This window comes from Flaviflexus ciconiae (genome assembly GCF_003971195.1).
In the GTDB taxonomy this organism is placed as follows: domain Bacteria; phylum Actinomycetota; class Actinomycetes; order Actinomycetales; family Actinomycetaceae; genus Flaviflexus; species Flaviflexus ciconiae.
Window position 1 is genome coordinate 404663 of the sequence record NZ_CP034593.1, and the last position, 25230, is coordinate 429892.

General features: G+C 59.3%; 23 protein-coding genes and 1 pseudogene. 12 read left to right on the forward strand and 12 right to left on the reverse strand.

Annotation, left to right across the window (positions count from 1 at the left end; all coding sequences use genetic code 11):
- Positions 1–1067: 1067 nt before the first annotated feature.
- From EJ997_RS14025 to EJ997_RS01940, 6 genes and pseudogenes are all read left to right on the forward strand, one after another.
- Positions 1068–1556: pseudogene (locus EJ997_RS14025) on the forward strand (choice-of-anchor I domain-containing protein); the annotation flags it as partial.
- A 68-nt stretch (positions 1557–1624) separates the two neighbouring features.
- On the forward strand, positions 1625–3190 hold the full coding sequence (locus tag EJ997_RS13055) for a choice-of-anchor I family protein (RefSeq protein WP_228201658.1): 1566 nt from the start codon (positions 1625–1627) through the stop codon (positions 3188–3190).
- Complete coding sequence (locus EJ997_RS01925) at positions 3124–3444, forward strand: hypothetical protein (protein WP_126703088.1); 321 nt, start codon at positions 3124–3126, stop codon at positions 3442–3444. Before EJ997_RS13055 ends, EJ997_RS01925 begins: the two co-directional genes overlap by 67 nt.
- 88 nt (positions 3445–3532) lie before the next feature.
- Positions 3533–4018 (forward strand): peptide deformylase, encoded by a 486-nt coding sequence (gene def / locus EJ997_RS01930; protein ID WP_126703089.1) that lies wholly within the window; start codon positions 3533–3535, stop codon positions 4016–4018.
- Positions 4019–4022: 4 nt separating this feature from the next.
- Positions 4023–4928 (forward strand): TIGR01777 family oxidoreductase, encoded by a 906-nt coding sequence (locus EJ997_RS01935; RefSeq protein WP_126703090.1) that lies wholly within the window; start codon positions 4023–4025, stop codon positions 4926–4928.
- A gap of 211 nt (positions 4929–5139) precedes the next feature.
- Entirely contained in the window at positions 5140–5646 is a 507-nt protein-coding gene (locus EJ997_RS01940) for a DUF3145 domain-containing protein (protein ID WP_126703091.1), read from the forward strand.
- Positions 5647–5762: 116 nt separating this feature from the next.
- Here the strand turns inward: EJ997_RS01940 and EJ997_RS01945 are convergent, their stop codons facing one another.
- Positions 5763–6167: a hypothetical protein gene (locus EJ997_RS01945; protein WP_164719708.1), complete on the reverse strand. Its 405-nt coding sequence runs from the start codon at positions 6165–6167 to the stop codon at positions 5763–5765.
- Positions 6168–6866: 699 nt separating this feature from the next.
- Entirely contained in the window at positions 6867–7103 is a 237-nt protein-coding gene (locus EJ997_RS01950; protein WP_126703093.1) for an acyl carrier protein, read from the reverse strand.
- Positions 7104–7179: 76 nt separating this feature from the next.
- Here EJ997_RS01950 and EJ997_RS01955 point away from each other — a divergent pair, with 76 nt between their 5' ends.
- The 3 genes from EJ997_RS01955 to EJ997_RS01965 are packed head-to-tail and all read left to right on the forward strand — an operon-like array spanning position 7180 to position 9122.
- The gene (locus tag EJ997_RS01955) at positions 7180–7866 is read left to right on the forward strand and encodes a hypothetical protein (protein WP_126703094.1); all 687 of its coding nucleotides are present in this window, start codon (positions 7180–7182) and stop codon (positions 7864–7866) included.
- A 6-nt stretch (positions 7867–7872) separates the two neighbouring features.
- Positions 7873–8493, forward strand: coding sequence for an L-threonylcarbamoyladenylate synthase (locus EJ997_RS01960; RefSeq protein ID WP_126703095.1), 621 nt, complete (start codon positions 7873–7875; stop codon positions 8491–8493).
- On the forward strand, positions 8490–9122 hold the full coding sequence (locus EJ997_RS01965) for an HAD hydrolase-like protein (protein WP_126703096.1): 633 nt from the start codon (positions 8490–8492) through the stop codon (positions 9120–9122). Before EJ997_RS01960 ends, EJ997_RS01965 begins: the two co-directional genes overlap by 4 nt.
- A 251-nt stretch (positions 9123–9373) precedes the next feature.
- Here the strand turns inward: EJ997_RS01965 and EJ997_RS01970 are convergent, their stop codons facing one another.
- The 5 genes from EJ997_RS01970 to aceE form a co-directional block, all read right to left on the reverse strand.
- Positions 9374–11005: an ABC transporter ATP-binding protein gene (locus EJ997_RS01970; protein WP_228201547.1), complete on the reverse strand. Its 1632-nt coding sequence runs from the start codon at positions 11003–11005 to the stop codon at positions 9374–9376.
- Positions 10915–11289 (reverse strand): hypothetical protein, encoded by a 375-nt coding sequence (locus EJ997_RS13350; protein ID WP_228201549.1) that lies wholly within the window; start codon positions 11287–11289, stop codon positions 10915–10917. The genes EJ997_RS01970 and EJ997_RS13350 overlap by 91 nt, the downstream gene beginning before the upstream one ends.
- The gene (locus EJ997_RS13355) at positions 11286–11564 is read right to left on the reverse strand and encodes a hypothetical protein (RefSeq protein WP_228201550.1); all 279 of its coding nucleotides are present in this window, start codon (positions 11562–11564) and stop codon (positions 11286–11288) included. The genes EJ997_RS13350 and EJ997_RS13355 overlap by 4 nt, the downstream gene beginning before the upstream one ends.
- Positions 11489–13036 (reverse strand): ABC transporter ATP-binding protein, encoded by a 1548-nt coding sequence (locus EJ997_RS01975; RefSeq protein ID WP_228201551.1) that lies wholly within the window; start codon positions 13034–13036, stop codon positions 11489–11491. The genes EJ997_RS13355 and EJ997_RS01975 overlap by 76 nt, the downstream gene beginning before the upstream one ends.
- Before the next feature lie 63 nt (positions 13037–13099).
- Positions 13100–15853, reverse strand: a complete 2754-nt coding sequence (aceE, locus tag EJ997_RS01980; RefSeq protein WP_126703097.1) for a pyruvate dehydrogenase (acetyl-transferring), homodimeric type — start codon at positions 15851–15853, stop codon at positions 13100–13102.
- Between the two features lie 305 nt (positions 15854–16158).
- Here aceE and EJ997_RS01985 point away from each other — a divergent pair, with 305 nt between their 5' ends.
- Complete coding sequence (locus tag EJ997_RS01985; RefSeq protein ID WP_228201659.1) at positions 16159–16542, forward strand: DUF3052 family protein; 384 nt, start codon at positions 16159–16161, stop codon at positions 16540–16542.
- Between the two features lie 425 nt (positions 16543–16967).
- Here the strand turns inward: EJ997_RS01985 and EJ997_RS01990 are convergent, their stop codons facing one another.
- Positions 16968–17906 (reverse strand): carbon-nitrogen hydrolase family protein, encoded by a 939-nt coding sequence (locus EJ997_RS01990; protein WP_126703099.1) that lies wholly within the window; start codon positions 17904–17906, stop codon positions 16968–16970.
- Positions 17907–18153: 247 nt separating this feature from the next.
- Here EJ997_RS01990 and aspA point away from each other — a divergent pair, with 247 nt between their 5' ends.
- Complete coding sequence (gene aspA, locus EJ997_RS01995) at positions 18154–19599, forward strand: aspartate ammonia-lyase (protein WP_126703100.1); 1446 nt, start codon at positions 18154–18156, stop codon at positions 19597–19599.
- 109 nt (positions 19600–19708) lie between these two features.
- Positions 19709–19846, forward strand: a complete 138-nt coding sequence (locus tag EJ997_RS12805) for a hypothetical protein (RefSeq protein WP_164719712.1) — start codon at positions 19709–19711, stop codon at positions 19844–19846.
- 704 nt (positions 19847–20550) lie between these two features.
- Here EJ997_RS12805 and arfB read toward each other — a convergent pair.
- The 4 genes from arfB to EJ997_RS02015 form a co-directional block, all read right to left on the reverse strand.
- Positions 20551–20991, reverse strand: coding sequence for an alternative ribosome rescue aminoacyl-tRNA hydrolase ArfB (gene arfB, locus EJ997_RS02000; RefSeq protein WP_126703101.1), 441 nt, complete (start codon positions 20989–20991; stop codon positions 20551–20553).
- 90 nt (positions 20992–21081) lie between these two features.
- Positions 21082–21702 carry a response regulator gene (locus tag EJ997_RS02005; protein WP_126703102.1) on the reverse strand — a complete coding sequence of 207 codons (621 nt, stop codon included), beginning with the start codon at positions 21700–21702 and terminating at the stop codon, positions 21082–21084.
- Positions 21699–22874, reverse strand: a complete 1176-nt coding sequence (locus EJ997_RS02010; protein ID WP_228201660.1) for a sensor histidine kinase — start codon at positions 22872–22874, stop codon at positions 21699–21701. The genes EJ997_RS02005 and EJ997_RS02010 overlap by 4 nt, the downstream gene beginning before the upstream one ends.
- Before the next feature lie 34 nt (positions 22875–22908).
- The gene (locus EJ997_RS02015; protein WP_206501754.1) at positions 22909–24927 is read right to left on the reverse strand and encodes an MMPL family transporter; all 2019 of its coding nucleotides are present in this window, start codon (positions 24925–24927) and stop codon (positions 22909–22911) included.
- Positions 24928–25230 lie beyond the last annotated feature (303 nt).

A 25230-nucleotide genomic window follows, 5' to 3' on the forward strand; every position in this document is an offset into this window, starting at 1 on the left:
GACGTTTGGAAAGAGTGTTGGAGGGTTTTGGGTGTGAAAGAGTGACGGCACTTGGCCGGATGAAAATGGGTGCGGAAAACTACGGCTTCGCGCCGGGATAAACGTAGCCCAGCGGGATAAGCCCGGAATTGGATATAGCTAGTCCAGGGTTATGTGGCGTGGGAGCACCGGTGCCGTGATAGACGCGGGTGAGCGTTGGCTGATGAAGTGGGCCGAGTTGGGTACAGCGGAAGTGGCTACACTTCTAGCCGAGCTTGTGGTGCAATCCAGGGAAAAACTCAGAAGAAGTGGTGAGCTAAAGCTCGACCCGGTTCTGAGTGATCAGAGTGGCAAAGTGCCTGACGTCTACTGATCGAAGACCTGTTGCGAATTTAGCGACAACAACAGGAACACATCATGCCGGGCAACTGTGCCAGCATTATGCATCCCAGGGGCTTTGACTGAAGAGTCGTTGTCATGGTTGAAACAGTAACCAATAAAATTGGAATAGCAAGACACCTCGAGCAAATGAGACGCATCGTGAGACGGTCAAACCAAACAAATCGGGCTGCCAGATATTCCGAAGAAATCGAGAAAAGCGTCGGAATCTCGCGCGAAAATCATTGAACTGTCAATAAATATTTCGCAGCCACGTGCCGAACAAATGGACCGCATCCCACGCTGTGATCCTTCGCACAGTCAATTGCGGTGTTTTCCCGTCGCGCTGGGAGTTGGCTTCGCGGGTCCTGCATGCGCCTGGATGGCCCGGCGTGGCGTTGCAAAGGCTCCCTGACTGCTACGCGTGGTTGCCTCGTCGCCACGCTTTCGGCGCGTGGTGGCCACCTTGTTGGGGCGTTGGATAGTGGTTCGGGCAGATGTGGCCCGGGCCCATTCTCGCAGGCGCCACGGGTGCCCTGTGCTCTGAGTCACGGGAAATTTACCTGGTGTCTTGTCCGGGTTCGCCTCGTGCACGGCTCCCGTTTATGTCGGGTGGCTAGTTTCTTATTGGCTCTGTTTGATGCTGAAAAGGAATGTACATGGCTTTATCACCAATCGCGTTCGCGTCGACAGTCGCTCTTGTTGGAGCGATGTTCCCGGCTGCGATTGTTTCCGATCCCATTGTTGACTCCCCGGAGTCTTCTCCCATCACCCTGACCCCCGTTGGTTCCTACGACTCCGGTGTTTTTGATGACAGCGCCGCCGAGATCGTTGCGTACCTGCCCGACCTGAAGGCGACCGTTGTCGTCAACGCTGCCGAAGGTACCGTTGATGTCCTCGACTCCTCAGACCCCACGAATCCCGAGAAGACAGGCACCCTCCCGGTTGCTGGCGTTGAGCTTGCCAATGGTGGCACGGTCCCTGACGGTTCTACCGCGAACTCGGTCGACGTCCGCGCCGACGGCCTCGGTGTTGTTGCCGTTGAGGCACCCGAGAAGACCGACCCCGGCTACCTCGTGTTCTTCGACGCGCGGAACCTTGAGATGTTGGGCGGCGTTACCGTCACCGCTCTGCCTGACATGGTTGGCTTCTCGCCCGACGGATCCTACGTTGTTTCTGCGAACGAAGGCGAGCCCTCCGACGAATACGGCGAAGGTACCGGAATTGACCCGAGGGCACCGTCGCCGTTGTCTCCGCTCCCGGCGGTATTGCTGCCCCGAGTCAGGGCGACGTCTCGATCGCTGACTTCCATGCCTACGACGACGAAACAAAGACACTCCACGAAGACGTTCGTATCTACGGCCCCCAGGCACCGATCGTCGACGGTGAGCCGGAGCGCCGGATCTCCCAGATCCTGGAGCCCGAGTATGCCGGCGTCACTGATACGCACGCCTACGTTTCCCTGCAGGAAGCCAATGCGATTGCCGTTGTCGACCTGGCAACCGCGGAGGTTACCGACGTGTGGCCAATGGGCTTCATCGACCGCAACGTTGTTCCGTTCGATCCGTCCGACCGTGACCCGGAGGATGCTCCCGAGTTCTCGCTCCGCACCTACGAAGGTGTCTACGGTATTCCCCAGCCCGACACGGTTGAGGCCTTCACCGTGAACGGCAAGGACTACATCGTTACCGCCAACGAAGGCGATGCTCGCGACTACGACAACTACACCGAAGAGGCACGTGCCAAGGACCTCGGCGACGACGGCATTCCGCCGGCCTGTGATGATGCCTCGTTTGCTGACCAACTGGACGATGCGAACCTGGGCCGACTAAACATCACGTTGGAGATGGGCCTGAACGAGGACGGCACCTGCTACGAGGAGCTGTACCACTACGGTAGCCGCTCACTGAGCATCCTCGACGGTGACACCGGCGAGATCGTCTACGATTCCGGATCCGAGTTTGAAGAAGTAACAGGCGAGCTACTTCCGGACTTCTTCAACTCGAACCACTCCGAGTCCAACATGGAAGGACGTTCGGACGATAAGGGGCCCGAGCCCGAGGGCCTGACCGTTGGCGTCATTGACGACCGCACCTACGCCTTCGTTGGTTTCGAGCGAGTCGGCGGCATCATCGTCTACGACGTCACCGATCCCGCGAACTCCACCTACGCTGGCTACGTCAACAACCGCGACTTCTCCATCTCGATGGAAGACTCGGTCGATGCTGGCACCGGTGAGGAAGACCTGCTGAAGGCAGGCGACCTCGGTCCGGAGGGCCTCGAGTTTGTTTCCGCTGCTATCTCGCCCAACGGCAAGGACCTCCTCATTGTTGGCAACGAAGTATCCGGCACCACCACGTTCTTCGAAGTTGAGCTGAAGGAAACCGAGGAACCCGCTGAGCCCGCCCCGGCATCGGCTTTTACGTCACCAACAGCTGGGACTCGCCCGTTGCTGACGCAGTCTTCGCCTATGGGCGGCCCGGCGATGAAGTTCTCGTGGGCGACTGGGACGGAGACGGTGAAGATACCTTCGCCGTGCGCCGCGGCCACACCTTCTACGTCAACGACACCCTGCGCGGCGGAGAGGCCGACGACGAGTTCAAGTACGGGCGCGACAGCGACGAGGTTCTCGTTGGCGACTGGAACCACGACGGCAAGGATACGTTCGCGGTTCGCCGCGGCGACCAGTTCTTTGTCGCTAACTCCCTCAAGTCCGGTGCTGCTGATGAGGTCTTCTACTACGGCAAGGCCGCCGACGAGATCCTCGTGGGCGACTGGGACGGTGACGGTGAAGACACCCTGGTCGCCAAGCGCGGCAAGACCTACTTCGTGAAGAACGAGATCGAGGGTGGCAACGCCGATTTCGAGTTCACGTACGGACGCGAACCCGACCTCCCGCTCGTGGGTGACTGGAACGGAGACGGTGAAGATACCTTCGCCGTGCGCCGCGGCAACGTCGTCTACCTGAACAACACCCTCGTCGGCGGAGACGCCGAGCACGAGGTTTCCTACGGTAAGGACACCGACGAAGTCTTCGTCGGTGACTGGGATGGTGACGACGTCGATACCCTCGCCGTCCGCCGCTAACCGAACCGAACAACCCTCTAACAACCAACAACTGTTAGATCCCGAACGGGGTCGCCGCCACTCGTGCGGGCTATGGAATAATGGCTCCATGGCTTACCGCGATATCCGAGTGATCGGCGACCCCGTTCTGCGTACCGTGTGCGACGAGATCAAGAAGATCACGCCCCAGGTTGAATCTCTTGTCGAGGACCTCCTCGAAACAGTTGACGATGAAGGGCGGGCAGGACTGGCAGCGAACCAGATCGGTGTTTCCCTCCGCGCCTTCTCCTGGAACATCGACGGGCAGATCGGATACATTCTCAACCCGAAAATCGTTGACCTGTCCGACGATGAGTACCAGGATGATGAAGAGGGATGCCTCTCCATTCCCGGCCACTTCTTCCCAACGAAGCGCGCCTGGTACGCGAAAGCCATCGGAACCGATATCGAAGGCAACGACGTGGTCGTCGAGGGCGAAGAAATTATGGCCCGCTGCATCCAGCACGAGGTTGACCACCTCGACGGCCACCTCTACATTGACCGGCTCGACCGCGCCGCACGCAAGAAGGCGCTGAGAGCCATTAGGGACCTGTGATGTCATGAAACTGATCGTCTCCGGAGCAACCGGCTTTATCGGTACCGCGCTTACCAAGCGGGCCGAAACAAAGGGCTGGGATGTTACGAAAATTGTCCGAAGCAACCCCGCCCCCGGAGACATCACCTTCGACCCACAGAGCGGGACTATTGATGAACGCCAGCTTGCTGGGGCCGATGCCGTCGTATGTTTGAATGGCGCGGGCCTGTTTTCGCGGCCCTGGACGGATTCCTATAAGAAGACCCTCCTCGAATCGAGGCTCACCTCGGTCAACACCCTCACCGAAGCGTTTGCGCGCCTTGAGGAACCGGACCGTCCAACACATTTCTTGACCGGCTCCGCCATCGGATACTACGGTGCGGGCCGTGGCGACGAAATACTCACCGAAGAATCCGGTCCCGGAAGTGACTTCCTTGCGGACCTCTGCGTCCAATGGGAACGGGCTGGCCACGTAGCGACCGACCTCGGCATTCGTCACAGCGCGCTCCGAACCGGCCTGGTCATGGATAGCGGGGGAGGCATGCTGGGCCTATTCAAGCACCTCTACCGTGCGGGCCTCGGCACCAAACTCGGTAGCGGCGAGCAATGGATGTCGACCATTTCGCTCGACGATCACGTCCGAGCAACCCTTTACGCCATCGAAAATCAGCTGGAGGGCCCAATCAACCTGTCGTCTCCGGAACCGCTTCGGAATGCTGACTGGCACAGGTTGCTTGCCGCCTACGTTCATCGGCCCGCCTTCCTCACGGCCCCCGCGCCCGTCATGAAATTAGCCCTCGGTGACTTTGCCGAACAGGCGGCCCTCGCCTCGCAACGAGTCATGCCCCGCTACCTTGAGGACGCCGGCTTCGAATTCAGTGCGCCAACGGTTCTCGAAATTTTTGATCAGGCGCTTCCGCCAAAGAAGTAGGGCCCGGCTCCTGCTTTGACCCACATCCCGCGCTCAAGGACCATGCGTGGCGCGGGAGGACCTAACCGGGCTCGGGCGAGCGGACACTTACCTATTCCAGGTACCTTTGCATGCTCAAAGGGGAACTGGCGTGTTGTTGCGGATTGTGGCACAGTTAGTTGTATCGGAAGCCGAATGGGTGTGACGGGGAATCTCACCTAAGGAGGTTCCGATGACAACACAGCGCGCCACCCGTGGCGTTGTCTTCATACATTCTGTAACGCCCGCCCTCCAACCGCATGTGGAGTGGGCGCTTTCTGGTGTCCTGGGATACCAGGTGCATATCGAGTGGACAGACCAGCCTGCCAACCCTCTCTACCACCGTGGAGAGTTCTCGTGGACTGGCGAGATCGGCATGGGAGCCATGCTGGCGTCCGCACTCAACGGCTGGGAGCACCTGCGCTACGAAATCACCGAGGATGCCACCCCGACGTCGGAAGGTGGCCGGTGGTCGCACACGCCCGAGCTCGGCATCTTCTACGCCCAAACCGACCTCGTCGGTAACGTCGTCGTACCCGAGAACCGCATCCGTGCAGCCCTCGAATTCGCCGACTCCGATCCGGTTGAGATGAGACGCCTCCTTGACCTGGCTCTCGGCCAGGCCTGGGACGACGAACTCGAGCCCTTCCGCTATGCGGGAGCAGGAGCACCCGTCCGCTGGCTACACCGAGTCGGTTAAAGCGCCAGCGAAAAAGCCACCGAACGCTGGTATAAACAGTTCTGCCCCGGTGAAACCGGGGCTTTGCTGTGCAGTCAAAAGAAACTCATGCCTCACCCGGCGGCGAGTCCTGGGCCTTATTCGTCGACGACCTCGATGACCATGCTTAGCCCATCGTCTGGATGATAGATCCACGAGGCTTCGTAGCTATCCCATGAGCCCGTCTGTCGACCGTCAAGAGCACGTGTTGTGTCGACTCGAGCAACGATCGAATCGGGGACCTCAAGAGAACTAAGAACGCATGCTGCTTCGATGTAAGTTGCCCCGGCTGATTCTTCGCCTTCGGTGTCAATCGACAGCGCAGACCCATCATCAAGAATCTGTATGTACCGCGACGATGTCACGGCGCACTCGTCGACGGCTTCCTCGAAGGCTGCCTGTGCTTGAGTAGAAGAACCACCGCCAAGTTCTACCGGTATGAAAAGTCCAGCGACCAAACCAACGGCCAGGGCGGCAACCATGCACATAATGGCGGCCCACATGCTCATGACCCTCCGCGGCTTTGGGTATGAGGGAGGCATCGGGGCCGGCTGGCCGTAGCCAGGGGCATGGGCGTACCCCGGCTGCCCGTATTGCCGGTGTGGGAACTGAGCGGAGGGTTGCGAGGGTGGAACAGGTTCATGCCCTGAAACAGAGAAATTTCCAGGAGTTGCGATACGTTCCGATTCGGGGATGCTCCGCTGGGTTGGAAAGCTCTCGGACGAGCGGATGTGAGCGGGCGACACGAGGTTTCCGGCGTCGGGAGTATGTCCTGAATATTGATTATCGCTCGGAGGCTGGAATCGAGAATGGCCCACCATCCCTTCAGGTTGTCGTGCCGGTTGGCCCTCGTTGGCGCCTTTCATTCGTCATCACTCTTTCTCATCGCAGTGCTTGTCCGATAATTTCGTTTGCTATATAGCAAGAGTATCGAGCGTGTCGGGCGCTTTATAGTGGAAAATGAAGAAAAAGTGATGGTTTATGCGCTAGTGGGGGAGTGCGCTGTTGTCGTGCCAGCTTTCATGGGATGTGGGGTGCGGAAAAGGAAATCGATCGAGCAGAATCGGCAACGAGAGCGGGGCGAAGCTGCCGCAATTATCCCCTCGACTAGAAGCGGGTTCCAGAGGCTCGCTTTGTCCTGCCGGACTATTGGCTCTTCGGTTTCTCTCGTTCTGTCTCGTGATCCCTCGGCCTGTGAATTGCTAGCTCACCGCGGTTTCGTCTGCGACAAGGTCCGCGATAGTGCGGGCGGACTCGATCTGAGAGTCGGGGATCTGGATCTTGAGGGCGCGCTCGAGATTGACGGCTAGTGCGTAGATGGTGACGGGATCAAGGCGGAGGTTTTCTTTCAGGTCAGCATCCTTAGTGATCTCGTCTTCGGGGATCTCGGGTGCCAGTGATGCGAGGATTTCTCGGGCCTTATCAAGGGTGGAGCTCATGGTCCATTATTACCCCAAATACGAAAAGTTGCGGTTGACCTGCCCGAAGAGTTCCCACGTTCGGTATCCTGATGCTATGGCATTCATCGATTTACTGAGACAGCTCATGCAGGTCAGCGGTTCGGCCGACGAGGCCGCGTCCGCAGACGTTGCACGGGCCATTGAGCTCCGCGAAACGCTGTCCGAGAATCCCAACGACATCGCCGCATTCCAAGGTCTGGCCGAACTTGTCGACCACGCTGCTAGTAGCTCCACTACACTCGAAGACCCCCTGACCGCTGATCAGGAGGAAGCAGGGCCCCAGGAACAGGCCAATCTGGCAATGTGGTCCCTTGCCGAAGAACTGAGCGGGCGACCGAACGCCTGGTACCCGCTCATTGAACTCGCCCGACTGTCGGTGGATTCCGATATCGAGGGAGCCACCCGCCGCCTCCAAACGGCCGTCGAACGTGACGAAACTGGGCGTGCGCTGGGTGAATCGATCAAGGTGCTCCGCGAGGCGGGCTACGCCGAAAGCGGCATCTCCCTCGGCATCGGCCACTGGGACCCGGAAAATCAGAAGTTCGCGGCTGGCGAGCAACTGATTCTTGCGGCTATTGATGCTGAACGTCCCGATATTGCATCCCGGAATTTCGATATTCTTCAGCAGCACGCCATTCGCGGTGAACACGAGGACCGTCTGGCATTTCTTGCCAGGCTGATCGAAGAGTCGCAGGCCGCGGCAGAGGCAAAGTATAAGGAGCGCGAGAAGCGCGAGAATTGAGTTGATATGGCACGCTATGTAGAGATCCATCCCGAAGATCCGCAGACCCGGTTGATCGACAAGGTTGTCGACCACATCCGGGAGGGTGCGGTTGTCGCCTTCCCGACGGATTCGGGCTATGCGATTGGATGTCAGTTGGGGAACAAGGATTCCCTCGAGCGGATCCGTACGATCCGCAAGGTGGGCGCAAAGCACCACTTCACGGTTCTCTGTAGCGACTTCGCCCAGCTCGGGCAGTTTGTCATTGTCGACAACTCTCAGTTCCGCCTCATTAAACAGCTGACCCCTGGCCCCTACACGTTTATCCTCAAAGGCACGAAGGAAGTCCCGAGGATGACGTTGAACCCGAAGAAGCACACGATCGGTGCCCGGATACCCGACCATAAGATCACCCAGGCTCTCGTCAGTGCACTCGGCGAGCCGATCCTGTCCTCGACTCTGATCCTTCCCGGGGAGGAAGAGCCGATGACTGATGGGTGGGAAGTCAACGAGGCACTCGGTAACGTGCTCGACATCGTTATCGAGGGCCCTGTGGGACTCGAAGGTGCAACGACCGTCGTCGACATGTCGGAAGGCTTCGCCGATGTCGCCCGTGAGGGTGCTGGTAGCACGGAGATGTTTGAATGAAATTTGGGGCCGTTCTTTTCGACCTCGACGGGACCGTCATTGACTCGGCCCCCATCATTACCCGACTACTGGCCCTGACAGCAAAGGAAATTACCGGCGTTGAACGGGACCCAGCCGACATGATCAAGTATGTCGGCCCGCCTCTCGTGTGGTCGATGGGGGACATGGGTGCGGCCGAGGAAGACATCCCTCACTACATCAAGTTCTACCGGTCGCACTACGACAAGGTCATGGTCGATTCCCCGGTCTTTGCCGGCATGGACGATCTGATTCGTGATCTGGCGGAGGTTATGCCCGTTGGGCTTGCCACCTCAAAGAAGCTCTCGGGAGCCGAACTCACGCTTAAGGCGAAGGGCCTCTACGACACGTTCACGACCGTCTGCGGAGGTAGCGAAGACGGATTGACTGCCGACAAGGCAGAGATTATCGCCCGAGCACTCGAAGGTATCGGCCCGGTTGATGGTGAGGTCGTCATGGTTGGTGACAGGATCTTCGACATTGACGGCGCTGATGCAAACGGCCTGAAGACCATCATTGTCAGCTGGGGTGCAGGCGGTGCGCAAGAGCGCGAACGGGCCTGGAAGACCGCGGACACGATGGATGAGCTGAGGGAGCTGCTCTTCGGCTAGCTCGTGCAATTCGGGTAGCAGTCGGACCTCGGGTAGCAAACGGTCCCGGTGGCGGAAACTGTCGTAGGAAAGTGCAAGGGACGCTACCGCAGAAAAGCCCGCGTCTGCCGGAAAACAAAGCACTCCACTGCAGGAAAGCAGACTGCCGCAGAAAGCACAAAAACTTCGGCAGGGTGAACCTGCGAACGGTATTGCCCGGCACGAGCCGGGCAATACCGTTGCCAGAATGTTCTGGCCAGTTGTGTCATTGACTACTGCACGTGCTGATCCTCTTCGCGGTTCTCGAACTGGGCCTGGTAGAGGTTGGCGTAGGCTGCGCCCTTCTCGATGAGTTCGTGATGGGTACCCTGCTCGACAACGTCGCCGTTCTCCATGTAGACGATGAGATCGGCCTCCCGAATCGTGGAGAGACGGTGGGCGATGACGAAGGAGGTCCTGCCGGACTTGAGGCGGCCCATGGCTTCCTGGACCATCATTTCCGTTCTCGTATCGACCGACGATGTGGCCTCGTCGAGAATAAGGATCTCGGGGTCCACCAGGTAGGCCCTGGCGATCGTGATGAGCTGCTTCTCGCCGACAGAGATGGTTTCACCATCGTCGTCCACAACCGTGTCGAGCCCCTTCGGTAGCTGATTGGCCAGGCGGTCCACCGAGGCTGCCTTGGCGGCTTCGAGGATCTCTTCCGGGGTTGCATTGTCTTTCGCGAAGGCAATGTTCTCGGCAATTGTTCCCTCGAACAGCCACGTGTCCTGAAGGACCATGCCCATGTTCTCCCGAAGGGATTCCTTGGAGATGGTCTTCGCGTCAACGCCGTCAACGAGGATCTGGCCGGAGTCGATTTCGTAGAAGCGCAGAAGTAGATTCACCAGGGTTGTCTTGCCCGCGCCGGTGGGGCCGACAATGGCAACCGTCTGTCCGGGCTTTGCGTGGAGGGAGAGGCCCGTAATAACCGGGGTGCCTTCCTCGTAGGAGAACCTGACGTCCTTGAACTCGACCTCACCGCGGCGCTTTTCGGGAAGGGTGCCATGGGCGTCCTCTTCCATCTCGTCCGCATCCAGGAAGACAAAGATGCGTTCGGCGCTGGCTGCGCCGGACTGGAGGAGGTTGGCCATGGAGGCGAGCTGCCCGAGTGGCTGGGTGAACTGGCGGGAGTACTGGACGAAGGCCTGGACTGCACCGAGGGTGATCGTTCCGGAGGCGACCTGGATGCCGCCGACGACGGCGACAATGACGTAGCCGACGTTGGAGACGAGGTTCATGGCGGGCTGCATGAGGCCTGAGATGAACTGGGCCATGAATGATGAGTGACGGAGCTTCTCGTTGCGTTCGCCGAACTCGGTGGTGAAGACCTCTTCGAGACCGAATGCCGTCACAACCTCGTGGCCCGTGAAGGCTTCTTCAACGGTGTCGGAGACCTTACCGGTGGTGGACCACTGGTCGCGGAAGTGGGGCTGTGCCAGCTTCATGATCTTGGTTGCTAACCAGATGCCTCCGGGAACCACCAGGAAGGTCAGGAGAGCGAGCTGCCAGCTGATGACAAACATCATGGCGGTAATGCCAGCCATGGTCAGCAGGTTCTGGAAGACCGAGTTCAGGGTCTGCATAAGAGTCTGCGTGATGTTGTCAACGTCGTTCGTGACGCGCGACAGCAGGTCACCTCGGGAACGCTGATCGATGTAGGATAGCGGGATACGGTCAATCTTGGCCTGGGCCTTGTCACGCAACTCCCAGCCAAGGTTCTGCACGACCACCCGGATGATCCAGCCCGCAATGAACTGGAGGACGGCAGCGATCACGTAAATGATGGCGACAAAGATGAGAATCCTGCCGAGGTCGCCGAAGTCGATTCCTTGGCCGGGAACGACGTCGGCTCTGCCCACCATGTTGGCAAGCTCGTTACGCCCGTCTGCTTCAAGGCGGGCAACGGTTTCTTCGGGGAGAGGCCGGACGGCATGTCTGCCAGGACCCCGCCGAGAACGCCAACGTAGATGATGTCGGTCGCCTGCCCGAGAAGGGCTGGCCCCGCCACCTGCATGATAACCGCCATCGCGGTGAGGAGAATGATGAGTGCGATCTTGCCCCGCGCTGGCTTCAGCATGGAGAGGATGCGCCTGATTGTGGGGCCGAAGTTCTGTGATTTCTCGCCCGGTGCTACGCCCTGTCTCATGCTGCCTCCTCCGCCGATAGCTGGGATGCGACGATCTCCCGATAGGTCGAGCAGGTTTCCTTGAGCTCCTCGTGAGTGCCCTGGCCAACGTCGCGGCCCCCGTCGAGGACGAGGATCTGGTCGGCGCCGCGGATTGTCGAGATTCGCTGAGCGACAATCAGGACGGCAACGTTAGGAATTGCGTCGGGAAGAGCTGCTCTCAGCTTCTTGTCGGTTGCAAAGTCCAGGGCCGAGAACGAGTCATCAAAAATAATGAGGTCAACATCTTCGGCCATGGCACGGTAGAGGGCACGTGCAATCGTGAGCCGCTGGCGCTGACCACCGGAAAGATTGCGTCCGCCCGGGTCAATGGGGAAAGCAGTTTCTTGTCGAGCTTCTCAACAAACTCGGTTGCCTGAGCAGCATCCAATGCCCGCCAAATTCTTTCCTCATCAAATGTGTCGGCGCCTCTTTGGCCAGTAACTGTCGAGGCGATTGTGCCGGCGAACAGGTAGGCTTTCTGTGGGACGAGAGCGATCCGCTTGCGAAGCTGCGACGGATCGAAATCCCGTAGATCAATACCGCCGAGGCTAACGCGTCCCGGTGAGGGGTCGACCATGCGGGAAAGCAGGTGGACAAGGGTGGTCTTACCGGAGCCGGTGCCACCGACAATGGCGGTCGTTGTTCCGCTTGGCATCGACAGGTTGATTGAGTCAAGAACCGGACGGTCCGCATCCTCAAACTGGACCGTGGCATTCTCCAGCGCAAATGTTGCGGGAGACGGCGGAAGATCGGTCGGTGCTGCTGGGGAGATGATGGAAATATCGGTGTCAAGAACAGCACCGATACGTCCCGCGGAGACGCGTGCGCGGGGCACGATCATGAACATCATAGATGCCATCATGACGGCCATGAGGATCTGCATGAGGTAGTTGATAAAGGCAATGAGGGAGCCGACCTGCATGCCGCCGTCTTCGATGCGGTGACCACCGAACCAGATGATGGCGACGGAGGAGATGCCAATGATCATTTGAATGACCGGCATCATAAAAGCCCACCGGGTACCGATCTGGAGCCAAACTTTCCGCATGTTGTTATTTGCTTCGCGGAAGCGCTTCTTCTCGGCCCGCTGACGCAGGAAGGCGCGGATCACGCGGACACCGGTGAGCTGCTCGCGCAGGATCCGGTTGATTGTGTCGACGCGCTTCTGCTGCGCATCGTAGAGGGGGCCGAGCTGGATCATCATGACGGCGACGAAGATACCGAGAACCGGGATGATGATAACGAAGAGTCCGGATAGGACAATGTCCTGAGCCGCCGCCATGACAACACCGCCGATACCCATGATGGGTGCCATGACAATGACCGTGAACGTCATGTGGATCACCATCTGCACCTGCTGCACGTCGTTCGTGGAGCGAGTGATGAGTGAGGCTGGGCCAAACGAGTGGAGTTCGGCTCGTCCAAACTTTTGGACTTTCGTGAACATCCGGGCACGCAGGTGGGCACCGAGCCCCATGGCAAGCCCCGCACCAACATAGATGGCGGATGCAATGGCTATGACCTGCAGAATTGTCACGCCCAGCATGACGGCGCCGAGGACCCAGATCTTTCCGATATCGGATTGGAGCACGCCATCGTTGATGATGGCGGCATTGAGAGCCGGGAGCATCAGGGCCGCCATTGATTGAACAAGCTGAAGGGCTATGACGGCAAGGACTTTCCATTTTCTGACACGCAGATATTCCCAGGATAAACGTACGAGCATCAATGACTTTCTAAACAATGAAGAGGGGCGCCAATAATTGGCGCCCCTCTACTTTGTCACTGTTTACGCATCTCCGCCAGCCTCGCCGGACTGTCCGGCGTTGACGTTGAAGATGTCATAGCGGTCGATTGCCTCGGCCACGACCGAACGGTCGATGCGGCCCAGATCGGCGAGCGTTGAGAGGGTGCGAACCACCATCGTGTGAGCGTCGATCTTGAACTGGCGACGTGCCGCGGCGCGGGTGTCGGAGTAGCCGAAACCATCCGCACCGAGCGTCGAGTAGGTACCGGGAACCCAAGCGCGGATCGAATCCTGGACCTGGTGCTCGAAGTCCGACGTGGCGACGAAAACATCGGCGTCGTGCTGGAGCTTCTCGGTCACGTACGGAGTCTTGCGCTCCTCGTTCGGGTAGAGGTAGTTGTGCTCTTCCGCCGCAAGGGCATCCTTGCGGAGCTCGTACCAGGAGGTGACCGAGTAGACGTTTGCCTTAACGCCCCACTCGGACTCGAGGATCTCCTTGGCGTGGAGCGCCCACGGCACACCAACACCGGAGGAAAGCAGACCGACACGGTTGCCGTCACCCTCGGGTGCATCCGCGATCTTGTGGATACCTCGAATGATGCCGTCGACGTCAACGTTCTCCGGCTCAGCCGGCTGAACCATCGGCTCGTTGTAGACGGTCATGTAGTACATGACGTCCTGGTCGCGACCATCGCTACCGTCGCCGTACATGCGCTTGATGCCATCCTTGACGATGTGGGTGATCTCGTAGGAGTACGCCGGATCGTAAATGATCATCGCCGGGTTGGTTGACGCAAGGACGGGGGAGTGCCCATCCATGTGCTGCGTACCCTCACCGGTCAGCGTGGTGCGGCCAGCGGTGGCACCGATGATGAAGCCGCGTGCCAGCTGGTCGGCGGCGGCCCAGAACTGGTCGCCGGTGCGCTGGAAGCCGAACATCGAGTAGAAGATGTAGAACGGCATCATCATCTCGCCGTGAACAGCGTGCGAAGTTCCGACCGTTGCAAGCGTGGCGGCGGAGCCGGCCTCGTTGATACCCATGTGGAGGATCTGGCCGGTCTGGGCTTCCTTGTAGGAAAGGAGCAAGTCGGCGTCCACCGAGGTGTAGTTCTGGCCGTGCGTGTTGTAGATCTTCGCGGTTGGGAAGATCGCATCGAGACCGAACGTACGGGCCTCGTCCGGAATGATCGGGACAACGCGCTTGCCAAACTCCTTGTCCTTCATGAGCTCCTTGAGGAGACGCACGAGGGCCATGGTGGTTGCGACCTTCTGCTGGCCGGAGCCCTTCTTGAGAACGTCGAAACGCTTCTCCTCGGGGAGCTTGATGCCGTTCCAGGTGGTGCGGCGCTCCGGCAGGTAGCCACCGAGGGCCTTCCGGCGGTCCTGCATGTACTGGTATGCCTCGTTGCTTGGCGAGGGACGGTAGTACGGGGCGCTGTACGGATCCTCGAGCTGCGAATCGTCAATGTCGAGGCTGAGCGTATCGCGCAGACCCTTGAGGTCCTGCTCGTTCAGTTTCTTCATCTGGTGGGTCGAGTTACGGCCAGCGAAGTTGGTACCGAGCAGGTAGCCCTTAATGGTGTGGGCGAGAATAACGGTGGGCTGGCCGGTGTGCTCGGTTGCCGACTTGTAGGCGGCGTAAACCTTGCGGTAGTCGTGGCCACCGCGCTTGAGCGACCAGATCTTTTCATCCGACCAGTCCTTGACCATGGCCTTGGTGCGGGGATCGCGGCCGAAGAAGTTCTCGCGGACGAACGCACCGTCGTTGGCCTTGAAGCCCTGGTAGTCACCATCGAGGGTTGTGTTCATGATGTTGACGAGGGCGCGGTCGTGATCGGCCTCAAGCAGCGGATCCCATTCGCGGCCCCAAATGACCTTGATGACGTTCCAGCCGGCACCGCGGAAGAACGCCTCGAGCTCCTGAATGATCTTGCCGTTACCGCGAACCGGGCCGTCGAGGCGCTGCAGGTTGCAGTTGATGACGAAGTTCAGGTTGTCCAGGCCCTGCTGTGAGGCCAGCTGGAGCATGCCGCGCGACTCTGGCTCGTCCATCTCGCCGTCACCGAGGAATGCCCAAACCTGCTGCTCGTTCGTGTCCTTGATGCCACGGTCATGCATGTACTTGTTGAACCAGGCCTGGTGAATTGCCTGGGCCGGACCGAGACCCATAGAGACGGTGGGGAACTCCCAGAAGTCTTCCATGCGGCGCGGGTGCGGGTAGGAGGGGAGACCACGTCCGGCAGCGGGGCGGGAATGCTCCTGGCGGTAGCCATCCATGTCGGCCTCGGTGAGGCGGCCCTCAACGAAAGCGCGGGCGTAGTTACCGGGGGCCGCGTGGCCCTGGAAGAACACCTGGTCGCCGCCGCCCGGATGGGACTTGCCGCGGAAGAAGTGGTTGAAGCCAACTTCGTAGAGGGTTGAGACGGAAGCGTAGGACGAAATGTGTCCGCCTACCTGGACGCCGGGGCGCTGTGCGCGGGTGACCTGAACGGCAGCATTCCAACGGACCCAGCGGCGGATCTCGCGCTCGAGCCTCTCATCGCCGGGGAAGTACGGTTCGTCCTGCACGGCGATCGTGTTGACGTACGGGGTGTTCAGGTTGGTTGGGACCTGGATGTTGCGCTCGCGTGCGCGACGCAGCATCGACAGGAGGATGTAACGCGCCCGCGGGCCACCGCGGTGGTTGATCAGATCGTCAATTGAGTCGATCCACTCCTGTGTCTCCTCGGAGTCAATGTCCGGTACCTGGCTCAGTAGCCCGTTAATCAGCGGTGACGTATTGTCTTGTGAACTCACAGCATCTCCTTGCAGTGCACTAGAGGGCGCGGGGCGGGCCGACGCTGGCCGACAAGCCCGGGTTACAGTCAAATCTACCGCTTTCCGGGCCGAACGTCCCGCCTCTGGCTGTTCTCTGGCTGTGAAAGTTCCCTCACGCGGTGGGCTTTGTCACCGATTTCTCTCAGTTCGGCCTCAATTGGTGGGTTGACGTGGAAATTTGCTGGAAGATTTGGTCAACTAGTGGTGTGGAAAATCAAGCGACCGCTTCCTCGCGGTCTACACAGGAAAGGACCGGTTCTTCGAACGGATCAGTCGAGCTCGGACTGTTGAACGGGCAGGTGATCCAAGAATTTGGCTGGGATGACGACGTTGACGACGCATTCCGCGCCAGAATCGAAGACGCAACGGGCGAGGAGCTCGTTGATGAATACTACGGGGACGTCTGCGACGGTGCCCTGATCTGGTGGCGTGACGACGACGGCGATGAAGATGATCTTGCCGACCTGCTTGTCGACGCCAAAGGCAATCTCGACGACGGGTCCGGAGTCATCTGGGTCATGATTCCCGCACTGGGAACCGATGGATATGTCGAACACATCGTTGTTGAAGAAGCCGCACAAACGGCTGGCCTCGCCGCAACAACGGCGGCCGCACTCTCCCCAGAATGGACAGGAGTCCGGCTCACGGCGCGAGGACCGCGCCGCTAGCATCACCAGCGAGCGAGACAACAGCGTCAAAAAATAAGTAAGCAGTAACCGCGAGTGGGTTGCCGGGAAACCGGCCACCCACTCTTACACGTCCGGCAGGCACTGCTCTCGCCTCTTGGATGAGCGGCTGCCCTGTTCAAACTTGCCGGGAGCTCCGTAATCAGGGGACCTGAAGCAGCGCAGTTACTAGCCTGGTGTGCTGACCCAGCCGCGGCGAAACTACCAGTACCTCATCAAATTTACCCCTCCGGGCCGTAAGTTCTCGAGCCTCCGAGCCATGCTGATTTACCGTATTCCGCAGGAAAGGATGGGAGGGCAACCATCGTGCGATCGCCCTCCCATCGTCGCTTAGCCGCGTGGCTCAGTTACCTGAACCGGCGTTTCGGTGCGGCTTGTTGGGTAACTGTTTGAAGGTTGTTCCGTGCCTACTCGAATACGACGCTGCTTTGCGGTGCCGTGTTCACGTGGAGTTGGAAGACATCGGGCCGAGCATAGTGCCCGACAGCGTCAAGGTCGAGATGGCTCCGGTCCTTTTCCGACAGGTCAATGTCGGCATAACGGATTGTCTCTTCTCCGTACACCGGACCGGCGAGGACCTCCCCGAGCGGACTGTAGATAACGGAGCCGCCACGGATGACGAGGCCGTTTGCCGTGATTCCGTTCGGGAACTCGGTGTCTTCCGGATAGTCTTCGACTCGTACCAGCTGGCAGGAGGAGAGAACGAAGGTCCGGCCCTCAAGCGCAATGTGCTGCATCGTGGACTGCCAAGCATCACGATTGTCAACCGTTGGAGCGCAGTGGATCTCGACCCCCTGGGAGTACATGGCTTGGCGGAAGAGCGGCATGTAGTTTTCCCAGCAGATGGCGGTGCCGAGGCGTCCCGTGGGGGACTCGACGACATCAAGCGTGGAACCGTCGCCGAATCCCCAGATCAGTCGCTCGCTTGCCGTCGGCATGAGCTTCCGGTGCTTACCGACAAGGCCGTCGTTGGGGTCAACCATGATTGTCGTGCAGTAGAGCGTGTTACCGAGGCGCTCGATCAGGCCCGTGACGATGAATACGCCGGTCTCTTGGGAGACCTCGATAACAGGGTCAAGGTCGCTACCATCCAGGGAGATAGCTCCCGCCATGTACTCCCGTTCGTGTCCGCGCCAGTGAGCGGAGCTTTCTATCACCCCACGTGGCCGCCACGGTCGTGAGCGTTGCCGTCGACACGCCACATTGCACGTTTGATTTCTCAGTCCTTCACTTGCTTGTTCCGAAAGCGTGCTGAATCCTGGGCTTCGCAAAATAATTCTTAACAAGTGGGCGTCCTTCTTGTCATGAAATATTGCTAATTGCGGTTCCGAATTTTTTGTGCCCATTTCTCGCCGTGCGAAAGATTTGATGAGAAAACATCCGTTTTACCTTGAGTTCTTCTGGCTGAGGGCTAATCTGGTGAGTGGTTTACCTGCTGAATCGATGAATTGCTCATCGTCAACAAGTTGGAGCGCGCGGTTGCGACGACGCCGTGTGCCCAAGAGCTTGGAGACAAGAGCCGTGTATCGACTTGGCAGGCGAAGTTTCTGTGAGTATTAATAAATCGCGCAGGCGCACTGAAAGGTAGCTGTTTTGAGCACATATCGCATTGAAGAGGATCTCCTTGGAACGAAGGAAATCCCGGCAGAGGCCTACTACGGAGTGCATACGCTCCGTGCGGTCGAAAACTTCCCCATGTCGGGCAGGCTGGTCCGGGACGTGCCGGAGTTCGTCCGTGCCATTGTCCAGGTGAAGAAGGCCTCAGCTCTTGCCAACAAGGAGCTCGGCTCCCTGCCTGCCGATATCGCGGATGCGATTGTTGCTGGCTGCGATGAGGTCTTGGAAAAGGACCGCTGTATGGACCAGTTCCCGATCGACCTGTTCCAGGGTGGCGCTGGCACCTCGGTCAACATGAACTCCAACGAGGTCGTTGCGAACCTGGCACTTGAACTGCTCGGTTACGAGAAGGGCCGCTACGACGTCATCAATCCGAACGATCACGTCAACAAGTCGCAGTCGACCAACGACGCTTACCCGACGGCCCTGCGCCTCGCCATCTACACCATCTCTGCCCAGCTCGTCACGAAGCTCAAGACTCTCGTGGAGTCCCTCCGTGTCAAGAGCGAGGAGTTCTCGGGATTGCTGAAGATGGGCAGAACCCAGCTTCAGGACGCGGTTCCCATGACGCTCGGAGCAGAGTTCGGTGGATGGGCAACCACGCTCGAAGAGGAAGTTGTCATCCTCTCCCGCGCCACACACTACCTCCTCCACGTGAACCTGGGTGCGACCGCAATCGGCACCCGCCTCAACACCCCCGAAGGCTACGCGGAAGTCGCCGCGCGTAAGCTCGGCAGTGTCGCTAGCCTGGATATCTCGTCCTCGCCGGACCTTGTCGAAGCTACATCCGACACCGGTGACTACGTGCTTGCACACGCAGCACTTAAGCGCGTTGCATCCAAGCTCTCGAAGATCTGTAACGATCTTCGTCTCCTGTCGTCCGGCCCGCGCGCCGGCCTCAATGAGATCAACCTGCCGGAGAGGCAGGCGGGATCGTCGATCATGCCTGCGAAGGTCAACCCCGTTATCCCCGAAGTTGTTAACCAGGTCTGCTTCAAGGTCATCGGCAACGATGTCACCGTCACCATGGCAGCGGAAGCAGGGCAGCTCCAGCTCAACGTCATGGAGCCGGCACTTGCCGAAGCAACCTTCGAGTCCCTCAATCTCCTCATGAACGCCTGCGACACCCTCCGCACCAAGTGCATCGACGGCATCACCGCCAACGAAGAGCGGGCACGCGCCTACGTTGAGAACTCGATCGGTATTGTCACCTACCTGAACCCGATCATCGGTCACCACAACGGTGATCTCGTCGGTAAGGAATGCGCGCGCACCGGCAAGTCCGTTAAGCAGGTCGTTGTTGAAATGGGACTGCTGACCCCAGCAGAAGTCGACAGCTACCTGACCAATGAAGCCTTCATGACCCCCAGGTACACCGGCAAGATCTGGGCTGAGGGCGAGGCTGGCCTGCCCCAGAAGTAGCCGGTGGCTTTCCCCGAAAATAGGGACTGCTAAGCAAACGCTTTAACAGGAGGCGGGGGTTCAACACCTCCGCCTCCTCGATTGCCCAAACATCATCTACTGTCAGGGTATGACGCATCGCCGATATCGACTCGACTACGACTGGCTCTGGACGGACCCGCCCCATAACGACGGGACCCCCGCGACCGTGCGGCTCGTCGTGGCTGACGGGAAACGGATTAAAGCGGCAGCCGCTGTCGAAGCATGATTAGCCTCGCTCCCAAAGCTCGGCGAAAACACCTATGGAAGGGGTGGCTGGACCGTTCGGCTGGTCCGCACACCTTCCGAAGAAGAAAAGAGCGACGGTGTAACAGAGAAGCGCCCTGGGGATAACTGCGCGGATCGTGTTTGTCTCGACCTGTCCTCCGGAGGCGAGGATGTTCTTGATGGCATCGAAGCCGCAACAGCGGAAGCCTACGAACAGGTTATTCGGAATACGGATCTCTTGGTCTCGTGGGAGCAACTGCCAACCAGATAGTGCACCGAACCCACGTTGCCACATACGGTGATGAGACCCATGACCGGTGGATTCCTCTGTTTTCGCGTGATGTGGGGGCTTACTGCGGGGGCTTATCGACACCCTGAGGTACGCGACCGGCGCGCGAACAAAGATACGGCCACCAGTTCAACGATGAACGCGCCGAGCACCCAGGGTCTGGTCTAGCCCGCGTAGCGTGATCTCGACTGAAGCCAAACTGGAGGACGCCACGACCGGCGGGCTCGGATCGCAGCCTGTTTGGTGCGAGCCCGCTCATGTTGGTAAGAGCCTGCACATGGTTGGCACTCGTGAGCGGGAACGGATCGTTCTCTGTTAAATGATGTGCATAGCGTGGACCGGCAACTTCACGGCCTGACGAACAGCTATTGCGAGATACCGGGCAGCGACCAGCTCATCGGCACTGGTTACCGAAATCAATGCGATTCTGGCGGCCTGCGGTTCTGCTTAATCTCGGAGCGGCGGCGCTTAGCCTCGAGCCGGCGGCGCTTAGCGGCCCTGCTTGGCCTGGTTGGCCGGCGAGGGATCGGCGGGATGATCGCATCTCTTAGCAGAGCCGCAAGGCGTTCGCGGGCGGCAACCCGATTGCGGTGCTGTGAGCGCTGTTCGGAGGCACTGATCGTCAGGATCGTGCCGTTCAGACGCTCCTCGAGGTGCCTTATTGCACGCCGCTTCTGAACTTCGTTGAGCGCCGATGTCTGCCCGACATCGAAGCTCAACTGGACGCGTGAATCGGTCGTGTTGACGCTTTGTCCGCCAGGGCCTGAAGAGCGGGAAAACTGCTCGACAAGTTCCGCCGCTGGAATGGTCAAACCATTGGGTGCGCCGGGGCCGGGAAGGATGTGCAGATCGTCCATGGTAATAAGTCTCGATAAAGATCCGATTGGCGGGCCACGCGGCCTACGACCATCTGCACTCGACTCTACACCGGCAAAGAGCCGATACTCCTAGATCAACCCGGTACTTTGGGCGAGGTGAATTGCTTTTGAGCGACCGTCGACATCGAGCTTGGTGAAGATGTGAGTGATGTGGCTCTTGACCGTAGCTTCTGCAATGAAGAGGGCTTTGGAAATCTCCCTATTGGTAGCTCCGGTAGCGAGTAATGAGAGAACTTCGATCTCGCGACCCGTGAGTTTCGGCAACGGGTTTCGAACTCCGCGGAGTACTCGGGAGGCAACATCGGGAGTGAGAGCGAGCTCGCCATCACGTGCGCGGCCAATAGCGTCGATAATCGTCTCCGGGTCTGCGTCTTTGAGCAGGTAGCCAGCGGCGCCGGCCTCGATTGCTCCAAGAATTTCAGCATCTCGATCGAAAGTCGTGAGGATAATGACGGCTGGAGGGGGATTGAGCTTCCGTAGCTCAGTGGTTGTCTCAATGCCGTCAATGCCGTCTCCGAGGCGGAGATCGCAGAGGACCACGCTGGGCGCGAGGTGGCGGGCGAGCTGTAATGCTTCTTCGCCGGTGGCGGACTCGCCGACGATGGTGATATCGGGGTCTTGGTCGAGGACGGCACGCAGGCCGCTACGTACCACCGGATGGTCATCCACGAGAAGGACCGTGGTTGTCATGACTGCTCCTCAAAGGCGTGTGGGATGTGGATGGAGATGGCTGTGCCCTCGCCCGGGGCGGACTCGATGTCTATTCCGCCGCCGAGTTCGCGCAGGCGTGACCTCATGAACCGGATGCCAAAGCTCGCGGATGCCACGTTTGTTTCCTGTTCCCAGGCGGCAGCATCAAAACCCCGACCGTCATCCATGATGTCAAGGCGTATCGAGTCTCCAGCATCGCTCAGACTGACGGTCACATGTTGAGCGCCGGAGTGGAGGCGCACATTGGCCAGAGCAGATTGTGCAGAGCGTAGCAGTGCGACGTCGGCATCGGATGATAGTGCAGGTAACGAGGGGTCGATGTGAAGAGCGGTGTCGATACCGGTTTCTTCCGCCAACTTCACGAGTAGCTGGTCCAGTGCCGTGCTCAGTGCACTGTGCTCGAGCTCGGCAGGTGCGAGCGCCGCAACGATCCTGCGGACGTCGGCAAGGCTCTCCCTCGCAAGTGCTCCGATCTGTTCGAAGGCCCGGGCGGACTCGGGGTCGGAGGTTGGGGTAGCCGCAGCGTGGGCAAGCAGCCGGATCGAAGAGAGTCCCTGCGCGACGGTGTCATGGATCTCCCGCGATAGCCGAGTGCGCTCAGATATTGCGCCTGAGTGCCGGTGGGCAAGGGCGAGCTCGTCCTGAAGCTCCGCCATCTCCTGCTGTGCCTGCGTGAGTGAGTGGACGAATCTTTCTCGCTCCTGGCCATCTTTTAAGAGCTGCAGGTATCCGCGTGAGATCCCGAAGGCAAAGATGCCGCCAATGAGAGGGCCAAAGACATTCGCGTATGTCGTTGAGCCGTGGTGAAGGATAGGAGCCGCTGTCGCCACGACAAAGACGATGAGCGAATAGACGATCCCCCATGTCACCGGCAGGAGATGGCCAGCAAGGAGCCAGAGGAGGAAGGCGAGCCAGATGAAAGCTGATGAGACCGCCACCGTCGCAATCCAGATTGCGGTGAAGCCGAGAAGCCATAAGACGATCACGGTGGTGGAGTTTGTGCGACTGGGGATCAGCGTGCCGACGGTGTGAGCGCCGATGATCGCCAATCCCGAGATGGTAGCGACGGTCGGCGCCACCCCCTCGCCGGTGGCACGGATGATGCCGACGAGGGTGAGGGCGACCGCGATGACGTACTGGCCCACCTCCATCGCACGCACGGTGCTACGGGATGCTGGCGATTTACTAGACTGCCTCAGGGGCGTGCTCACGAGACTCATGGGATCCTTCGACAGCGGGGGATGTGATTGAGCCCGGCCACCAGATCCGATCCCCGACGAGCGTGAAGAGGGCGGGCACGATAATCGTGCGGACCACCAGCGTATCGACAATGATGCCGATCCCGACAATAAGGCCCAACTGGCCGAGCGTCACGAGCGGAAGCACGCCGAGCGCCGCGAAAACGCCAGCGAGGACGATACCCGCACTGGTGATCACACTACCCGTGTGGGCGACGGATTCAAGGATTCCCGTACGGGTGCCGTAGGCGATGGCCTCCGTCCGAGCCCTGTGCACAAGGAAAATCGTGTAGTCAATCCCGAGAGCAACGAGGAACAAGAACGCAAGGAGTGGCACCTGAGTGTCGAGAGCATCCTGCTCGAACAGGAGTCGGCCCAGCCAGGCGCCCGCGCCTATCGCTGCCAGTGAGCTCGCCAGATTGACCACGATAAGGAATGCGGGAGCGATCAGCGAACGCAGGAGGAGTACGAGAACGATGAAGCTTGCGGCGAGGATGAGCGGGGCGATGATGGTGAGATCGCGCTGACTACCCTCGCGCATATCAACGTCCGAGGCAACGGACCCGCCTACCATCGCATCGGCACCGTCAATGGCAGATACTGCTTCTCTGAGATCGCTGATCTGGGAGAGAGACTCATCTGTGCTGGGTGCAAACTCACTCGTCACCATGATGTTGGTCAGCCCCTCATGCTCCGCAATCGGGTGCGCCCTAACCACGCCGTCGCTGCCGGCAACGTCGGCTACAACCTCCTCGGCATACTCTGAGTTTGTAAGAATGAATATGGGCTGTGCCTCGCCTGCCGGGAAATGCTCCGCGAAAACTTCCAGGCCCGCCGCGGACTCTGACTGAACCCGGAATTTCTCCAGCTGATCCAGGCCGACAGTTGTCCCGACCAGGCCCGTTGCCATGACTGCAAGCAGCAGGGTGCCGCCAGCGAGAGCTCTGCGAGGTTTGCTGACCACTCTGGTCGCGATCGTGCGCCACGTGCCGCCGATCTTCTGCTCCGAACCCGGATGGGGAATAAAGGGCCAGAAGATGCGTCGCCCGCACACCGCCAAGAACGGCGGAAGGACAAACATGATGCCCGCCAGCGCGATGAGTAGCCCGAGTGCTGACGAAATCCCAAGTCCCCTGGTGCCGGGGATGACCGACAGAACGAGTGTGAGGAGAGAAAAAACGACTGTAACGTTCGAGGCGAGGATGGCAGGCATCGACTTTTGCCATGCGGTCGCGAGTGCTACGCGGTGATCCTCGTGTATCAGGAGTTCTTCGCGATAGCGCGAGATCAGAAATAGAGCGTAGTTTGTTCCAGCGCCGAAGACGAGAACACTGATGATTCCGGCATCAAACTCCAGGTTCCACGCCTCGCCGGCGGCTGCAGTGACTCGCCCGGCCAGCCCGTCAGACAGCGCCACGACCGTGAGCGGAACGAGCCAGAGGACTGGGGACCGGTAGGTGACGATGAGAAGAATCGCGACGATCGCGATCGTGACAGCAAGCATGGTGAAATTAGCGCCGTCGAACGATGCCGCAATATCGGCACCAAATGCCGGACCACCCGTGACCCACACATCGAGACCGTCGGGAACTTCAGTGCCGATATCGGCACGCAGGGCACCGATCGTCTCCGCGGTCTGCGAGTTGTTGTCACCGACAGTAATCGGCGTAGAGATGACAGCCGCATAACGATCCTCGCTCACGATCGGCTCTGAGTTACTAGCCGCCGTTACGGTCACGAGCGACTGAAAATTGTCAAGATCGGAGATGGTTAAGGGCTCACCATCCTCGCGTGCGGCGACGACTAGGAGTGATTGCTGATCAGCGTCCGGGAAATCAGCCATGAGGTTGCTGACACGAGTTGATTCAGAATTTTCGGGTGCCTGCGTAGGTGAGGAAGGTGACTGTGCGGAGCCGAACAGCCCGAAAAGGAGGACGAGAACAATGAGGGAGATCCCAAGTGTCATCCATGCGCCTCGGCGCGAGACCAATTTCTTGGAGAACCGTAAAGAAAGCGAAGAAGTTGCCATAGTGACAATTCCAGTCGCTTCGGCACCGAGAAACATCGGACCGGATGCTGAAAGTTAAATCATCCAAAAGACTGATGCCTGGGCCTCGAAACTCCGCTATCTGCCCAACCTCGAATGCGCAACGAGAGGCTAGCGCACAAATGAGTGCACGGGGACCAAGAAATTTCAGAATTAGGGAAAAATCTGAGCCCTGTACCCGCGCGGATGCTTTCAGCATTGATGCGCTCCTGGCCGCCACTG

What these genes read in the sequence shown, in the direction of transcription:
- EJ997_RS01970 (WP_228201547.1), bottom strand. Translation starts at nt 11,005, where the DNA reads ATGGTGGGCAGAGCCGACGTCGTTCCCGGCCAAGGAATCGACTTCGGC.
- EJ997_RS01960 (WP_126703095.1), top strand. Translation starts at nt 7,873, where the DNA reads ATGGCACGCTATGTAGAGATCCATCCCGAAGATCCGCAGACCCGGTTG.
- EJ997_RS12805 (WP_164719712.1), top strand. Translation starts at nt 19,709, where the DNA reads ATGACGCATCGCCGATATCGACTCGACTACGACTGGCTCTGGACGGAC.
- EJ997_RS01940 (WP_126703091.1), top strand. Translation starts at nt 5,140, where the DNA reads ATGACAACACAGCGCGCCACCCGTGGCGTTGTCTTCATACATTCTGTA.
- EJ997_RS01965 (WP_126703096.1), top strand. Translation starts at nt 8,490, where the DNA reads ATGAAATTTGGGGCCGTTCTTTTCGACCTCGACGGGACCGTCATTGAC.
- EJ997_RS13350 (WP_228201549.1), bottom strand. Translation starts at nt 11,289, where the DNA reads ATGAGACAGGGCGTAGCACCGGGCGAGAAATCACAGAACTTCGGCCCC.
- EJ997_RS02005 (WP_126703102.1), bottom strand. Translation starts at nt 21,702, where the DNA reads ATGACAACCACGGTCCTTCTCGTGGATGACCATCCGGTGGTACGTAGC.
- EJ997_RS13355 (WP_228201550.1), bottom strand. Translation starts at nt 11,564, where the DNA reads ATGGCCGAAGATGTTGACCTCATTATTTTTGATGACTCGTTCTCGGCC.
- EJ997_RS01955 (WP_126703094.1), top strand. Translation starts at nt 7,180, where the DNA reads ATGGCATTCATCGATTTACTGAGACAGCTCATGCAGGTCAGCGGTTCG.
- EJ997_RS01975 (WP_228201551.1), bottom strand. Translation starts at nt 13,036, where the DNA reads ATGCTCGTACGTTTATCCTGGGAATATCTGCGTGTCAGAAAATGGAAA.
- EJ997_RS01990 (WP_126703099.1), bottom strand. Translation starts at nt 17,906, where the DNA reads ATGGGCACAAAAAATTCGGAACCGCAATTAGCAATATTTCATGACAAG.
- def (WP_126703089.1), top strand. Translation starts at nt 3,533, where the DNA reads ATGGCTTACCGCGATATCCGAGTGATCGGCGACCCCGTTCTGCGTACC.
- EJ997_RS01935 (WP_126703090.1), top strand. Translation starts at nt 4,023, where the DNA reads ATGAAACTGATCGTCTCCGGAGCAACCGGCTTTATCGGTACCGCGCTT.
- EJ997_RS01945 (WP_164719708.1), bottom strand. Translation starts at nt 6,167, where the DNA reads ATGTGGGCCGCCATTATGTGCATGGTTGCCGCCCTGGCCGTTGGTTTG.
- EJ997_RS02015 (WP_206501754.1), bottom strand. Translation starts at nt 24,927, where the DNA reads ATGACACTTGGGATCTCCCTCATTGTTCTCGTCCTCCTTTTCGGGCTG.
- EJ997_RS01950 (WP_126703093.1), bottom strand. Translation starts at nt 7,103, where the DNA reads ATGAGCTCCACCCTTGATAAGGCCCGAGAAATCCTCGCATCACTGGCA.
- arfB (WP_126703101.1), bottom strand. Translation starts at nt 20,991, where the DNA reads ATGGACGATCTGCACATCCTTCCCGGCCCCGGCGCACCCAATGGTTTG.
- EJ997_RS02010 (WP_228201660.1), bottom strand. Translation starts at nt 22,874, where the DNA reads ATGGAGGTGGGCCAGTACGTCATCGCGGTCGCCCTCACCCTCGTCGGC.